Here is a 15,577-nt window from a genome sequence, read left to right as displayed (position 1 = left end):
GATCTTATGATTTGCCTGTGCGGATCGTTGAGATTAGCAGTCGATCACGCAGCAAGCGAACCGGGGGGCCAGGGTTGTGAGCCATCTCGCATGCACCGGTGGTGTGCTAAACCTGCTCAGGCGCCAGGACTGAAGTGCTTCTGCGCAGTACCCCGGGCAATCAGGCGCGAGATGTAATCGAGCTTCTGTGGATCGCGGTCGACGAACCTGAAGGTCAATTGCAGCCACTCGCTGTCGGGTTTTGGCTCGAAGGCCGCGACGGCATGCAGGTAACCGTTGAGTCGCGCGGTTTCCGCCGCCTCGCCCTGTTCCAGATCGAGTACTGCGCTTTCCAGCACCTGCGGCAGCACCTCAGTCCGTTTAACCACCAGCAGGGCTTCCTTGAGGCTCAGCGCCTTGATCACACAGGACATGGTGGCGCCACCGGGTAACCGTAACTGCCCCTGGCCACGCCCGCTAGGCGCGCTGGATGCAGGTGCTTTGGCGGCAGGCTTACCGGCAAAGGCCGCAGCGGCTTGCACCGCTGGCCCTGCTGCCGGTTTAACAACGTCGGCCTTGCCGCCGGTCAGAGCAGACAGCGAGTCGTTGGCGAACGAGCCGCTGCTGAGCATTTTTGGCGGCGCACTGGACATCAGTGCCTGCAATTTGCCGGCGCGGCTGAGGGCCTTCTTCACCTTGGTGATCAGTTGTTCGCTGGAAAAGGGTTTGCCGATAAAGTCGGAAACGCCAGCCTGAATAGCCTGCACGACGTTTTCCTTATCACCGCGGCTGGTAACCATGATGAACGGGACGATCTTCAGGGCTTCTTGTTCGCGGCACCAGGTAAGCAGTTCCAGGCCGGACATTTCCGGCATTTCCCAGTCACAGAGAATCAGGTCAACCGGCTGACGCGTCAGCATCTGCAGGGCTTTGCGCCCGTTGACGGCTTCCTCGATCTGGATGCCTGGAAAGTGGTCGCGCAAACCCTTTTTCACCAAATCGCGGATAAAGGTTGCGTCGTCCACTACCAGCACGCTGACTTTACTCATCGGCCACTCCTGTTCTGATGGCCTTAAGCATAGTCACGGCTACTGGCCAAAGGCCAACCGAAATGCACCATATGTCGAGATCACGTGCATCTTTGCCATGCAGGGCCGCACGGGCAGCGCGACAACGCCGCCCGTAACAGACAACTCAGTTGCCCTTGTTGGTGCCCTGCACTTCTTCCTGCATACGGGTCAGGCCGATGTGTTTGACGTCGGTGCCGCGTACCAGGTAGATCACCAGTTCGGCGATATTGCGGGCGTGGTCGCCGATACGCTCCAGTGAACGCAGGGCCCAGATGATGTTGAGCACGCGCGCGATCGAACGCGGGTCTTCCATCATGTAGGTGACCAATTCACGCAGGGCGGTCTTGTACTCACGGTCAACGGTCTTGTCGTATTGGGCGACCGACAGCGCCAAGTCGGCGTCGAAACGGGCAAAAGCATCCAGCGCCTCTTGCACCATCTTGCGCACCTGATCGCCGATATGCCGCACTTCAACGTAGCCACGCGGCGCTTCGCCTTCTTCGCACAGCAGGATCGCGCGCTTGGCGATCTTGGTGGCTTCGTCGCCGATGCGCTCAAGATCGATCACCGACTTGGAAATGCTGATGATCAACCGCAGGTCAGAGGCCGCCGGCTGACGACGAGCGAGAATACGTACGCATTCTTCGTCGATGTTGCGTTCCATCTGGTTGATCTGGTCATCGATCTCGCGCACCTGCTGAGCCAGGCCGGAGTCGGCGTCGATCAGCGCGGTAACCGCGTCGTTGACCTGCTTCTCGACCAGGCCGCCCATGGCCAGCAGGTGACTGCGCACCTCCTCCAGCTCGACGTTGAATTGCTGGGAGATATGCTGGGTAAGGTTTTCTTTGTTGATCATGTGCAAACCCTTGAATTAACCGGATACGTGTCGACAGTGGATGGGCTTGCCATCAGCCGTAACGACCGGTGATGTAGTCCTCTGTCTGCTTCTTCGCCGGGTTGGTGAACAGCGTATCGGTATCACCAAACTCGATCAGTTTGCCCATGTACATAAACGCCGTGTAATCCGAGACCCGCGCCGCTTGCTGCATGTTGTGGGTAACGATGACGATGGTGTACTTGGATTTCAGTTCGTAGATCAGCTCTTCGACTTTCAGCGTGGAAATCGGGTCGAGCGCCGAGCACGGCTCATCGAGCAGCAGCACTTCCGGCTGCACCGCGACGGTACGAGCGATGATCAAACGTTGTTGCTGGCCGCCAGAAAGGCCAAGGGCGGAGTCATGCAGGCGGTCTTTAACCTCGTCCCACAACGCCGCGTTCTTCAGCGACAACTCCACGGCTTCATCGAGTACGCGCTTCTGGTTGATACCCTGAATACGCAGGCCGTACACCACGTTCTCGTAGATGCTCTTGGGGAACGGGTTAGGCTTCTGGAACACCATACCGACACGGCGGCGCAGCTCGGCCACGTCCTCACCCTTACGGTAGATGTTGCGGCCATCGAGGTTGATTTCCCCTTCTACACGGCAGCCATCAACCAGGTCGTTCATCCGGTTGAACGTGCGCAGCAGGGTCGACTTACCACAACCGGACGGCCCGATAAACGCAGTAACGCGCTGCCTGGGAATGGTCATCTGCACATCGAACAACGCCTGCTTGTCGCCGTAGAACAGGTTCAGGCCTGGTACGTCGATGGCTACTTGCTCATTGGCCATGTTCAGGCCCTGGCGATCGCGACCAAGGGCCGCCATGTCGATACCGTGTGTATGTGTTTCGTGCTGCATGGGATGCTCCCTACGCTAACAAATGCTTTAAGCCGCCGCGGCCCAGCGGGCCGCGGCGCGATGATTAGTGATCCAGCGCCTTGTACTTCTCGCGCAGGTGGTTGCGGATATAGACCGCCGCCATGTTCAGCACCACGATGACCAACACCAGCAACAGCGCGGTGGCGTACACCAGCGGCCGCGCGGCCTCCACGTTAGGGCTCTGGAAGCCGACGTCGTAGATATGGAAGCCCAGGTGCATGATCTTCTGGTCAAGGTGCAGGTAGGGATAGTTAGCGTCGAGCGGCAAGCTCGGGGCCAGCTTGACCACGCCCACAAGCATCAACGGCGCCACTTCACCTGCTGCACGCGCTACAGCGAGAATCAGACCGGTCATCATCGCCGGGCTGGCCATTGGCAGCACCACACGCCAGAGGGTTTCCACCTTGGTCGCACCGAGGGCCAGGGAGCCTTCACGCACAGCCCGCGGAATACGCGCCAGACCTTCTTCGGTGGCGACGATCACCACCGGCAAAGTGAGAATGGCCAGCGTTAGCGAGGCCCACATCAGACCTGGCGTACCGAAGGTCGGTGCCGGGGCTGCTTCCGGGAAGAACATACGGTCCAGCGAGCCGCCCAGTACGTAAACAAAAAACCCCAGGCCAAACACGCCGTAGACAATCGCCGGGACGCCCGCCAGGTTGTTCACTGCAATACGGATCACGCGGGTCAGCGGCCCTTGCTTGGCGTATTCGCGCAGGTAGATGGCTGCCACCACGCCGAACGGGGTAACGATCACGGCCATAATCAGGGTCATCATTACCGTGCCGAAAATTGCCGGGAATATACCGCCCTCGGTGTTAGCCTCACGCGGGTCATCGCTGACAAATTCCCACAGTTTGGCGAAGTAGAAACTCAGCTTGTCCAGAGGACCCATGGCATTGGGCTGGTAGGCCCTTACCACTTTGCCCAGACTCAGGGTCACTTCACGGCCCTCAACGGTTTTTACCGTGATGCTGTCGCGGTTGAACGCCTGATTGAGCGCAACCAGCTCGGTTTCCAGCACCTTGTACTCGGCATCCCACTGCGCACGCTCGGCATCCAGCTCAGCCTGGGCGACATCGTCCAACTTGCCTTGCAATTCGAGGCGACGGGTTTTCAGGCGGATGCGCTCCAGTCCGGCGTTAATCCGGCCAATGTCTTTTTTCTCGACACGCACCAGCTTGGCGTGCAGATCATCGACCCGATCGACTCGCGTCTGCATTTCAGCCCAGCTGGCATCACCCTCGGCAACCAGCTGACCTTCCTGTTTGACGTTGACCAGGTAGCCATAGAGATTGCCCCACTCGCGGCGCTCAAAGGCGGTCAACTGCTCCGGGGTACGCTGATTGCTCAGCCACTCACCTACCACCCAGGTGAAATCTGCACCGTAGATGTCGCGGTTACCGACCTTGAACAGCTCACGGGTCATGAACTCCCCGCCCTTAACGTCGACCGGCAAACCGGAAGCGGCCAAGCGCGCGCGCGGCACCTCTTCAATTTGAGTGATCTCACCAGCCATCACCTTGGCTTCCTGGCCGGGTACCCGGTAGTCGACCTCGACCAGGTCAGCCGGCCAGAAATGGCCAAGGCCGCGTACCGCGATCACCATCATCAGACCCAGGGTCATGATCACAGCGATCGATACGGCACCGGCATTCATCCAGATCCAGGGCGTACCGCTCTTGAACCAGGTTTTCAGGTTGTTCTGCTTCACGGACATATACCTTCCTGAGCCTTAGAGCGAGGCGTACTTGACGCGCAGACGCTGGCGCACCAGTTCTGCCAGGGTGTTCATGACAAAGGTGAAGCCGAGCAGCACCAGTGCCGAGAGGAACAGAACGCGGTAGTGGGTACCACCCACTTCCGACTCGGGCATTTCAACCGCCACGTTGGCAGCCAGGGTGCGCAGACCTTCAAAGATGTTCATGTCCATGATGGCGGTGTTACCCGTGGCCATCAGCACGATCATGGTTTCGCCGACAGCGCGCCCCATGCCAATCATCACGGCCGAGAAAATACCTGGGCTTGCCGTGAGAATCACCACGCGGATCAAGGTCTGCCATGGCGTGGCACCGAGCGCCAGGGAGCCAAAGGTCAGGCTTTTGGGCACACTGAACACGGCGTCTTCGGCAATCGAGAAGATGGTTGGAATAACCGCGAAACCCATGGCCAAACCGACCACCAAGGCGTTGCGCTGATCGAAGGCGATGCCCAGGTCATTGCTCAGCCACAGGCGCATATTGCCGTCGAACAACCAGTTCTCCAGATGCCCACTCATCGCCAGCGAGACAAAGCCGACCAGCAGGATCATCGGAATCAACAGCACGGACTCCCAACCGTCCGGCACGCTCAGGCGAATCGACTCCGGCAAGCGGCTCCACAGGTAACCCGCGAGCAAAATACCGATGGGAGTAAAGATCAGCAGACTGAAGATGCCGGGCAGGTGCCCTTCGACATAAGGCGCGAGGAACAGACCGGCGAAGAAACCGAGAATCACCGTCGGCAACGCCTCCATCAGCTCAATCACCGGCTTGACCTTGCGCCGCAGCGCCGGAGCCATGAAGTAGGCGGTGTAGAGGGCCGCCGCAATGGCCAATGGAGCAGCCAGGAGCATGGCATAGAACGCGGCTTTCAAGGTGCCGAAGGCCAGCGGCGCGAGACTCAGCTTAGGCTCGGTGTCGGTACTGGCTGAAGTCGACTGCCAGACATATCCAGGCGCATCGTAGTTCTCATACCAGACCTTGCCCCACAACGAACTCCAGGAAATTTCTGGGTGTGGGTTATCGATCACCAAACGCTGCAACTTACCATCGGCTTCGATCAATACCCGGTTGGCGCGTGGTGACAAAGCAGCCAGAGCCTGGCCATCGGCAACCGGCTCGACCAGCAGCGTACGATGCGCAGTACTGTGGAAGATGCCCAGGTTGCCCTTGGCATCCAGAGCGAAAAAGCCCTTGCGGCGCTCCTCCGGCAGAATCTGCACAATCGGACTGTCGCTTAGCTGGAAACTACGGATGGATTTGAGTTCAGCTTTACCGTCCGCTTCACGCACCATAAACCATTGCTGAATCGCCCCGCTGCTATCGCCGACCATCAACGAAATGCCACCCAACAGCCCTGTTACATTGCTGACTTCCAGCTTGCCGTCAGCGAGCAGTTTGTAGCGACCATTCAAGCTGTTGCTACGCATGTCGAAGACATCAGCAGTGGCGCGCCCATTGATGACATACAGCCACATCTGGCGTGGGTCGATGATCAGTGCCTTGATCGGTTCAGCGATCTGCGGCAGCGCAACGCGCTCTTCACTGAGGGTCACCTCACCGGTCATCAAGTTCTCTTCACGCCCCAGACTCAGTACGTGCAACTCACTGCCCGTCGAGCCGGCGAGCATCAGTGTGCCGCTGCTCAGGCTAAGCCCGACGTGTTCGAGGGCACGACCTTGCGGATCGAGGCTGATTGGCGCTTCACCAAACGGGTATTCGACACTCGGACTGATGGTTTTCACATCATTGGGATAAGTGATCTTGTAGGCATGCTCGAACACCAGCACTTGACCGTTAGACAGGCCCAGCGCGACGCGGTTACTGCCCGGCTGATCCTGGCCAACAGAAACAATCTGGGCGCCAGCCGGAATCGGCAGCTGCACGTTGCTTAAAGGCTGCATCTTCTTCGCATCGAAGAATTGCACCTTGCCGCTTTGGTCTAGGCGCATGGCCATCTGGTTCTGTTCTTCCAGGGTCAGCAGCAGCGGCGCGGCCGCCTCATTCAGCCAAGCAACTTGCACCGGCTTGCGGCTGTCCATGCTCGCGCCCTGGAACATCGGCAGCACGACATAGGCGAGGTAGAAAAAGATCAAGGTAATGGCACCCAGCACCGCCATACCGCCGATCGAAACTGCCCAGCGCGCCATACGGTCTTTCAGTGCACGCATGCGACGCTTGCGTTGCAGGGCCGGGGTGTTGAAGTCCAGCCCTAGGGATTTGGGTGTGGCGGTCATGGTTTCACTAGCCAAGTCATTCATAGGTAAGAGCGTCTCTGCGCAGCCATGAGCGCGCCATAATGAGTTCTGTCGCTATTTCAGCGACTAACTCTATCCGCACTGTATGACAGAAAAGTTACAGCGCTTTGACAAAGCAACGCCCGCCTGTCGTAAACGAAGGCGGGCGTGCAACTTACTTGGCGTCCTTGCCACTCAGGCGGATCTTACAGACCCAGTTCCTTCATGGTTTTGTCGATCACTTTCTTAGGCAGTGGAATGTAGCCGTCTTTCACTACAACGTCCTGACCTTGCTTGGACAGCACCAGCTTGACGAACTCAGCATCCAGCGGGCTCAGTGCCTTGTTCGGCGCCTTGTTGACATAGACGTAGAAGAAGCGAGCCAGCGGGAACTTGCCAGCCAACGCGTTGGTTTCGTTGGCCTCAAAAGCCTCGCCGCCTTTCTTCGACAGCGGCACAGCGCGAACACTAGAAGTCTTGTAGCCGATGCCCGAGTAACCAATGGCATTCACAGTGCTGGAGATCGACTGGACCACAGAAGCCGAACCCGGCTGCTCGTTAACGTTGGCCTTGTAGTCGCCTTTGCACAGGGCTTCTTCTTTGAAGTAACCGTAGGTGCCGGATACCGAGTTACGACCGAACAACTGGATCGGCTTGGCAGCCCATTCGCCAGTCAGGCCCAGGTCACCCCAGGTTTTGATATCGGTGGTGCCGCCACACAGACGAGTGCTGGAGAAAATCGCGTCAACCTGAGCGATATCCAGGCTCTTGATCGGGTTGTCCTTATGTACGAAGACAGCCAGAGCATCAATGGCTACCGGAATAGCTGTTGGCTTGTAACCGTATTTTTCTTCAAACGCCTGGATCTCGGCATCTTTCATTGGGCGGCTCATCGGGCCCATGTTCGAGGTGCCTTCAGTCAGCGCAGGTGGCGCGGTGGAGGAACCGGCGGCCTGGATCTGGATGTTGACGTTCGGGTATTCCTTTTTGAACTCTTCAGCCCACAGAGTCATCAGGTTGGCCAGGGAGTCGGAGCCAACGCTGGACAGGTTGCCCGATACGCCGGAAGTCTTGGTGTAGCTCGGCAGAGCCGGATCGACAGCAGCAACCGCAGTGGCGGTAGCCACGCCAGCGGCGACAAAAGTCATGGCCGCCATCAAACGCTTAAGTTTCATGCCTTACTCCTGGAAAACTAGTGTTGGATTGAACGGGGCCAAGTATCTGCAGGCCGCATGACGACTGTATGTAAGCAATGTGACAGTTATATGAACGCGACCAATGTTTTGCCGCAGTCGATGAATAGGCGTGCAAAGCTGCGCCGGCCAAGTGCCATGGTCGCCCTGCGACTGCCGAGTCGCTATACTCGCTGCGCCCGCACTCCCGCGGGCCTGCTGGGCCTACCCGCGATAGCCGCAGAGCCTGACTCGCCGCCACCGCCAAGCCCCGCACTGCGCCAATAAAAACAACCGCGCCGCGAGCCTATCCGATGCACGATTTCGAACAGGAAGACCCCATCCCGCAAGGCGACCTGGCTTTGCAGATCACCGCACTGCCACGTGAAACCAACGGTTTTGGCGATATCTACGGCGGCTGGTTGGTATCGCAGATGGATTTGGCCGGCACCGCCATGGCCAACAAGGTCGCGGGTGGCCGCGTAGCCACAGTGGCCATCGACCGAATGGCCTTCCTCGTGCCGGTGGCAGTGGGCGCGCAACTGTCCTTCTATACACAAACGGTGGAAGTGGGCCGCAGCTCGATCCAGATGCTGGTTGAAGTGTGGAGCGACGACCCACTGTCCAGCGAATGGCGCAAGGTCACCGAAGCGGTGTTTGTGTTTGTTGCCATCGATGGCAGTGGCCGCACCCGTTCGGTACCTGCGCGGCGCTAGAACGAAAGCGAGCGGATCATTCGTAGACCGCAGAAACAAAAACGCCGGCCCTAGGGCCGGCGTTTTATTGTGTGCTAAGAATCAGCCACGAATGTTGTAGATGTCCTTCTCGTTCAACTCGGCGTAGTCGTACAGACGCTGCAGATAAGCCTTCTGCTGAGCCCACACCTTGCTCGCTACCGGGTCGGCAGCCGCACTGGCGTCAACCACTTCGGCCGCAACGACCTTGAGCTTGGCCAACACTTCGTCCGGCAGACGGCGCACGTCAACGCCCTCGCCCTTGAGCTGCTCCAGAGCCTCCATGTTCTTGGCGTTGTAATCGTCGAGCATGTCGGCGTTCACATCACGAGCGGCCGCGCGAACAATCGCCTGCAGGTCAGCCGGCAGGGTTTCCCAGGCCTTGATGTTGATGTCCAGCTCGAAGGTTACGTTCGGCTCCTGCCAGCCCGGGGTGTAGTAATACTTGGCGGCTTTATGCAGGCCCAGAGCCTGGTCGTTATAAGGACCGATCCACTCGGTGGCATCGATGGCACCCGTCTGCAGCGCGGTGAAGATTTCACCGGCCGGCATATTAACCACGGTACCGCCCATCTTGGTCAGCACTTCACCGCCCAGACCAGGGGTACGCATCTTCAGGCCATTGAAGTCATCAACACTGTTGATTTCCTTGTTGAACCAACCGGCAGTCTGCACGCCAGTCGCGCCACAGGCCATCGGCAGTACACCGAAGGGTTTGTAGGTTTCTTCCCACAGCTCCATACCACCGCCCTTGTGCAGCCAGGCGTTCATTTCCTGGGCATTAGGACCAAATGGCAGGGCGCAGAAAAACTGCGCAGCAGGGACTTTACCCTTCCAGTAGTAAGGTGCGCCATGGCCCATTTCTGCGGTACCGCGACTTACTGCATCAAATACTTCCAGCGCCGGCACCAACTCGCCAGCGGCGTAGACCTTGACCTTCAAGCGGCCGTTGCTCATCTCTTCAACCAGTTTGGCAAAGCGCTCGGCACCGACACCTACGCCGGGGAAGTTCTTCGGCCAAGAGGTGACCATTTTCCAGTTGAAGGTTTGGCTGCTCGCGCCTTCTTGGGGCTTACCAGCGGTTTCAGCTTCTTGTTTGCAACCGGCCAGTGCCGTGGCTGCAAGGCCTACGCCTGCTGCTGCGAGAATTTGACGACGTTTCATGCAAAGCTCCTTTATTGTTGTAGTGGTCTGACCACAGGATCGCTGCGGACCCACCGCGCCTGAGTAACATAGGGGTAAGTGACTCTCAAGCCTAGCGGATACGACTAAAGTTGTAGTGCCATTGCCGCACGCGCTCGGGCCTGCCTAGAATTGCCGGCCTGCCTGCCCACAAAGCCCATAACCATAAGGACTCATAATGTCCGATAAACCGCCTCTGCTGCTCGGCCTTGCTCGCCTGATCGATTCATTCAATTCCCGCCTCGGCAAAGCATGCTCATGGCTGACCCTGTTTCTGGTCCTCGGTACTGCCATCGTAGTGATCCTGCGCTACGGCTTCGGCATCGGTGCAACCGCCCTGCAAGAAGCCGTGCTGTACGGCCACGCGCTGGTCTTCATGGGTGCCGCCGCCTGGGTGTTACAACGCAACGGCCATGTGCGCGTCGATATTTTCTACCAAGCGTTCAGCCCAAAGCGTAAAGCCTTGGTCGACAGCCTGGGGACACTGTTTTTCCTATTACCGGTCTGCCTGTTTCTTGGCTGGGCCAGTTGGGATTACGTCAGTAATTCCTGGTCGACCCTGGAAGGCTCGAGCGAGTCAGGCGGCCTGAAGTTCGTCTACCTGCAGAAAAGCATCATTCTGGTGCTGGTGATTAGCCTGGTATTACAAGGAATCTCCGACTTGATCAAATTCGCCAACATCCTCACCGGCCGCCAGCCCGCCGTGGAGGTGAACCATGGCTGAGTTGATGGCGATTCTGCTGTTTATCAGCATTTGCGCAGCCCTGATGGCTGGCTACCCGGTGGCGTTCACCCTTGGCGGTGTGTCGCTGCTGTTTGCCGGCATCGGCATCCTGACCGGCACCTTCGATGGCGGCTACCTGAGCGCCCTGCCCAACCGCCTGTTCGGCATCATGAACAACCAGACCATGTTGGCGGTGCCGCTGTTCGTGTTTATGGGGGTGATGCTGGAGAAGTCCAGGGTCGCCGAAGACCTGCTGGAATCCATGTCCCGACTGTTCGGCACGCTGCGCGGCGGCCTGGCAATTTCCGTGTGCGTGGTCGGCGCGCTGCTTGCCGCATCCACCGGGATCGTCGGCGCCACCGTGGTCACCATGGGCCTGCTGGCCCTGCCGACCATGCTGCGTCGTGGTTATGATCCAGCGATTGCTACCGGCACCCTGGCCGCCACCGGCACTCTGGGGCAAATCATTCCACCGTCCATCGTGCTGGTACTGCTGGGCGACGTGATGTCCAGCGCCTACCAACAGGCGCAACTGAAGATGGGCATCTTCTCGCCGAAGACCGTTTCGGTCGGCGACCTGTTCGTCGGTGCGCTACTGCCTGGTCTGCTGCTGGTGGGCATGTACATTCTCTACATCATCGGCGTAGCGATCTTCCAGCCGAAGAAGCTGCCCGCCCTGCCGCAGGAAGAGCTGGGGCCAATCGAGTGGGGCAAGCTGATAAACGCCCTGGTACCGCCGCTGCTGTTGATCGGCGCTGTACTCGGCTCGATCCTCGCAGGTTACGCGACGCCGACCGAAGCTGCCGCACTGGGCGCACTCGGCGCCATGTTGCTGGCCTTTTACAAGGGCAAGCTGAACTTCGGCCAGCTGCGCGAAGTGGCCTATGGCACCACCGAAATCAGCGCCATGGTGTTCCTCATCCTGATCGGCGCCTCGCTGTTCTCTCTGGTGTTCCGCGGCTTCGGCGGTGAAGTGATGATCGAGGACATCTTTGCCCAGCTACCGGGCGGGGTTCTCGGTGCGTTCTTCCTGGTGATGGTGGTGATCTTCCTCCTCGGCTTTATCCTCGACTTTATCGAGATCACCTTCGTGGTGGTGCCAATTGTCGGCCCGGTATTGCTGGCCATGGGCCTGGACCCGGTGTGGCTAGGCGTAATGATCGCGCTGAACCTGCAGACATCGTTCCTTACCCCGCCGTTCGGCTTTGCGCTGTTCTACCTGCGCGGGGTCACACCAGCATCCGTACCCACTAGTACCATCTATAAGGGTGTGTTGCCGTTTATCTTGATTCAGATCTTCCTGCTCGTAATCGCCTATCAGTTCCCCGGGCTGATTACCTGGTTGCCAGAGCAGATCTACGGCAAGTAAGCCCGCAACCATCCGCAGAGCGCCCGTCACTGACGGGCGTTTTGCTTTCTGCGCGCAAGCTGCGTTCCAATGGGCTTCTTTATTCCACTTTCTACGAGAACGCCGATGGCCAGCCCCCATGTTGAACGCCTTGAACTGGACGAACTGACCTGCTGGCGAGCGCGCGTTGGCCCACGCGAGCTGCTGGTTAGCCAGCAAGGCGCACAGATCCTCAGCTACCAGGAAGATGACCAACCGCCGCTGATCTGGCTCAGCGAGCAAGCTGCCTACAAACGCGGCCAAGGCGTGCGCGGCGGCGTGCCGGTGTGCTGGCCCTGGTTCGGCAGCCTGCAACGCAACCCGCAGGCGGTGCAGACCATGCATCTGCAGCCGGATACCGCACCGGCACACGGACTGGTGCGCAACCTCGATTGGCAGCTGCAAGGCATCGATAGCAACGATGACGGTATTCACCTGGAGTTCGTCTACAACAGCGCCACCCAACCACTCACCGACTGGCCCCACGCCGCCGAACTGCGGTTGTCCATTCGCCTGGATGAGCGCCTGCATATCCAACTAAGCAGCCGCAACCTAGGCGAAACGCCGCTGGCGATCAGCCAGGCGCTGCACAGCTACTTTGCCGTCAGCAATGTTCGCAACGTTGCGGTCGAAGGCCTGCATGGCTGCCTCTATATCGAAACCCTAGAAGACTGGCAGCAGCGCCAGCAGGATGGCCTGCTGCGCTTCAGCGGCGAGAAAGACCGCATCTACCTCGATACGCCAGCGCAGTTGAGCATCCTCGACCACGCCTGGCAACGGCGCATCCAGCTACACAGCAGCGGCTCGAACTCGGCCGTGCTGTGGAACCCCTGGATCGACAAAGCGCAACGCCTCTCACAATTCGCCGCCGACGCCTGGTCCGGCATGCTGTGTATCGAACACGCCAATGTTCTAGATGACATCCGGGTGCTGGCGGCAGGTGAGCAACATCAGCTCGATTTGAGTCTATGGGCTGAACCCTACAGCGATTAACCGACCAACGGTTTACCCCTCCCTTCGCCGAGCCCATTACGGCTCGGCCGCCGCACACCCGTCACATGCCAATCCGGCAAAATCAGCACTGCGTCACACTAACTTGCAGTAGCCAGACAACTTCTGTGACATGCCACTAATTCGCCAGTAAGCAATTACTTACATATAGATAGCCATATCCTTACATCACCTCCATGATTAATTTACTTGCGCATTAGTTCTCACAATTTTCAGGAACTATCGTTCCACTTATTAATCATCGAATATCTCTCACTGTTACATATTTCACACTTTCCCCAGTTGTTCGACACTCCTCATGGGGCTAGGATGCCCACCTCACTAGGACGTGCGCAACTTGTTGCACATTTAAGTGCGCAACTTGTTGCGCACCTGCAGCGCAAACAGATGGCTATTTTGAAACCGCACAGGCTTCTTTAAAGTTACGCGCAACGACAATCGAGTCATGGAATGACCTATTCAAACAAACTCACCGCTCATTATTTAGAGCTGGCCAAACTTCCTATTAATGAAGGGAACTTTGCCGGTGATGACGTGCGTTATTCCAGCGAATACGAAGTTCTCGAAAACGAGCTGGGAAAAGCCACCGCATTGCATGAAACAGCGGCAATTGACTGGCAAAAAGTCCGCGAAAACAGCGAGATACTTCTAAGCGCCCACTCCAAGGATTTGCGCGTCGCCGCCTGGTTGATCTGGGGTCTTTATCAGCGCGAATCCTTCGCTGGCCTGCAGGCCGGCTTCAGTCTGCTGCACTACCTATGCCTCAACCATTGGGCCGAACTGCACCCGCGCAAAGCACGCACCCGCGCTGCCGCTATCAGCTGGTTGATTCCGCGCCTGGAACAGGCGCTGGCCGAGCATGTACCCATCGGCGAACAACTGGCCCTGTTCCGCAGTTTGGCCGAGCAACTGCGCGCCCTGGAAGCCTGCCTGGCCGGACACCTGGGTGAAGACGCGCCACTGCTGTTACCGCTGTGCCGACGCCTGGATGAACTGGTCAAGCGCGCCAGCCAAGGACAACCGGAACCCGGCTCCGTCAGTGCGGCAATTGCTCAGGTCAAGCAGGCGGCCAGCCAGATGCTTACCCCAGGCGCGCCGATCGATAACGAAAAGGAAGCGCACAAGAGCCTGCGCAACCTGCAAGACCAGGCCCGGCCGCTGTGCGCCTATTGGCTGAAACAGAAAGCCAGCGACCTGCGCGCCCTGCGCCTAGCCCGCACTCTGCTCTGGCTGCCAATCGACAGCCTGCCAGAGCGTAATGCCGAACAGATCACCGCCCTGCGCGGCTTGCCGGCTGACAAGCTGGCCAGCTACCAGGAGCGCTACCAGAACGGCCAGTACGCCGATCTGCTGGTCGACCTAGAGGCCAGCATTGCGCGTGCACCGTTTTGGCTCGATGGCCAGCACCTGGTCTGGCAGTGCCTGCATGAGCTGGATGCCGAACAGGCGATGCGTGAAGTAGAAATCCAGCTAGCGCTATTCATGCAGCGCATGAACGGTCTGGAAGAGCTGCGTTTCCACGACGGCAGCGCATTTGCCGATGCGCAGACCCGTGCCTGGCTCAGCTCCCACGTGATGCCACATGTACAGGCTCCGGTCAGCGACAGCGCCCCCACCGCCAGCGAAGGCGGCAGCCTGCCGGCCTGGGATATCGCCCTGCAGGAAACCCTGCCCAAGCTGCGCAAGGACGGCCTGAAATCCGCCGTACAGCAACTCAAGCTCGGCCTGGCCGCAGCACGCGGCGGCCGCGAACGCTTCTTCTGGCAGTTGACCCTGGCGCGCCTGTGCTACAGCGCGAAGAAATACGAACTGGCCAAAACCCAACTCGAATCACTCGACCAGACGCTACAGGCCACCGGCCTTGGCGACTGGGAACCCGATCTCGCCCTAGACGTACTGCGCATGCTGCACAGCTGCTGTGAGCTGCTGCCGCAAAATCACGCCGTACGTGAAAGCAAGGAAGAGATCTACCGCAGGTTGTGCCACCTCGATCTTGAAGTGGTACTGGACTAGGCCCTCGGGCCATAACCGTAACGGAGAATGACCATGGCCAAAGAAGGCTCGGTAGCCCCCAAGGAACGCATCAACGTCACTTTCAAACCCGCCACCGGCGGTGCTCAGGAAGAGATCGAACTGCCGCTGAAACTTATGGTTCTGGGTGACTTCACCCAGCGCGCCGACGATCGCAAGATCGAAGACCGCAAGCCAATCAGCATCGATAAGAACAGCTTCGACGAAGTGCTGGCCAAGCAGGAATTGAACCTGACCTTCGGCGTACCGAATCGTCTGCAAGATGAAGCCGAAGGCGACGAGCTGGCTGTGCAACTGCGCATCAACTCGATGAAAGACTTCAACCCGGCCAACCTGGTCGAGCAAGTTCCAGAGCTGAAAAAACTGATGGAACTGCGCGACGCCCTGGTTGCCCTAAAAGGCCCACTGGGTAACGCCCCGGCCTTCCGCAAGGCGATCGAGAGCGTGCTGGCTGATGACGACTCGCGTGACCGCGTACTCGGCGAACTCGGCCTGGCTGCCCAAGGCAAGCTGGACTCCTGATTCAA

General features: G+C 58.7%; 13 protein-coding genes. 6 read left to right on the top strand and 7 right to left on the bottom strand.

What is annotated here, in order from left to right; genetic code table 11:
* Nucleotides 1–116: 116 nt before the first annotated feature.
* The 6 genes from ACIGEK_RS04350 to ACIGEK_RS04325 all read right to left on the bottom strand — a co-directional run bounded on the left by ACIGEK_RS04350 (nucleotide 117) and on the right by ACIGEK_RS04325 (nucleotide 7,984).
* Nucleotides 117–1,028, bottom strand: coding sequence for a response regulator (locus ACIGEK_RS04350; RefSeq protein ID WP_397492118.1), 912 nt, complete (start codon nucleotides 1,026–1,028; stop codon nucleotides 117–119).
* Between the two features lie 145 nt (nucleotides 1,029–1,173).
* A complete protein-coding gene (gene phoU / locus ACIGEK_RS04345) occupies nucleotides 1,174–1,905 on the bottom strand; it encodes a phosphate signaling complex protein PhoU (RefSeq protein WP_397492117.1) in 732 nt (243 codons plus the stop codon).
* Between the two features lie 52 nt (nucleotides 1,906–1,957).
* Complete coding sequence (pstB, locus tag ACIGEK_RS04340) at nucleotides 1,958–2,791, bottom strand: phosphate ABC transporter ATP-binding protein PstB (RefSeq protein WP_397492116.1); 834 nt, start codon at nucleotides 2,789–2,791, stop codon at nucleotides 1,958–1,960.
* A 64-nt stretch (nucleotides 2,792–2,855) separates the two neighbouring features.
* Entirely contained in the window at nucleotides 2,856–4,532 is a 1,677-nt protein-coding gene (pstA, locus tag ACIGEK_RS04335; protein WP_341435557.1) for a phosphate ABC transporter permease PstA, read from the bottom strand.
* 15 nt (nucleotides 4,533–4,547) lie between these two features.
* On the bottom strand, nucleotides 4,548–6,833 hold the full coding sequence (locus ACIGEK_RS04330) for a phosphate ABC transporter permease (protein ID WP_397492115.1): 2,286 nt from the start codon (nucleotides 6,831–6,833) through the stop codon (nucleotides 4,548–4,550).
* 182 nt (nucleotides 6,834–7,015) lie between these two features.
* Nucleotides 7,016–7,984, bottom strand: coding sequence for a PstS family phosphate ABC transporter substrate-binding protein (locus tag ACIGEK_RS04325; protein ID WP_397492114.1), 969 nt, complete (start codon nucleotides 7,982–7,984; stop codon nucleotides 7,016–7,018).
* 311 nt (nucleotides 7,985–8,295) lie between these two features.
* Here ACIGEK_RS04325 and ACIGEK_RS04320 point away from each other — a divergent pair, with 311 nt between their 5' ends.
* The gene (locus tag ACIGEK_RS04320) at nucleotides 8,296–8,697 is read left to right on the top strand and encodes an acyl-CoA thioesterase (RefSeq protein WP_397492113.1); all 402 of its coding nucleotides are present in this window, start codon (nucleotides 8,296–8,298) and stop codon (nucleotides 8,695–8,697) included.
* A gap of 81 nt (nucleotides 8,698–8,778) precedes the next feature.
* On the opposite strand, the gene ACIGEK_RS04315 is transcribed toward ACIGEK_RS04320, so the two are convergent.
* Nucleotides 8,779–9,879, bottom strand: coding sequence for a TRAP transporter substrate-binding protein (locus tag ACIGEK_RS04315; RefSeq protein WP_397492112.1), 1,101 nt, complete (start codon nucleotides 9,877–9,879; stop codon nucleotides 8,779–8,781).
* Nucleotides 9,880–10,075: 196 nt separating this feature from the next.
* On the opposite strand from ACIGEK_RS04315, the gene ACIGEK_RS04310 reads away from it, so the two are divergent.
* The 5 genes from ACIGEK_RS04310 (at nucleotide 10,076) to tssB (ending at nucleotide 15,572) form a co-directional block, all read left to right on the top strand.
* Complete coding sequence (locus ACIGEK_RS04310; protein WP_397492111.1) at nucleotides 10,076–10,621, top strand: TRAP transporter small permease subunit; 546 nt, start codon at nucleotides 10,076–10,078, stop codon at nucleotides 10,619–10,621.
* On the top strand, nucleotides 10,614–11,990 hold the full coding sequence (locus ACIGEK_RS04305) for a TRAP transporter large permease subunit (protein ID WP_397492110.1): 1,377 nt from the start codon (nucleotides 10,614–10,616) through the stop codon (nucleotides 11,988–11,990). The genes ACIGEK_RS04310 and ACIGEK_RS04305 overlap by 8 nt, the downstream gene beginning before the upstream one ends.
* A 105-nt stretch (nucleotides 11,991–12,095) precedes the next feature.
* Nucleotides 12,096–13,001, top strand: a complete 906-nt coding sequence (locus ACIGEK_RS04300; RefSeq protein ID WP_397492109.1) for a D-hexose-6-phosphate mutarotase — start codon at nucleotides 12,096–12,098, stop codon at nucleotides 12,999–13,001.
* Between the two features lie 468 nt (nucleotides 13,002–13,469).
* The gene (gene tssA / locus ACIGEK_RS04295; protein ID WP_397492108.1) at nucleotides 13,470–15,032 is read left to right on the top strand and encodes a type VI secretion system protein TssA; all 1,563 of its coding nucleotides are present in this window, start codon (nucleotides 13,470–13,472) and stop codon (nucleotides 15,030–15,032) included.
* A gap of 33 nt (nucleotides 15,033–15,065) precedes the next feature.
* Complete coding sequence (gene tssB / locus ACIGEK_RS04290) at nucleotides 15,066–15,572, top strand: type VI secretion system contractile sheath small subunit (RefSeq protein WP_397492107.1); 507 nt, start codon at nucleotides 15,066–15,068, stop codon at nucleotides 15,570–15,572.
* Nucleotides 15,573–15,577: the final 5 nt, after the last annotated feature.

The organism is Pseudomonas sp. NPDC079086, assembly GCF_044542155.1.
Taxonomy (GTDB): Bacteria; Pseudomonadota; Gammaproteobacteria; order Pseudomonadales; family Pseudomonadaceae; genus Aquipseudomonas.
This window is presented reverse-complemented; position numbering and strand designations above follow the sequence as displayed.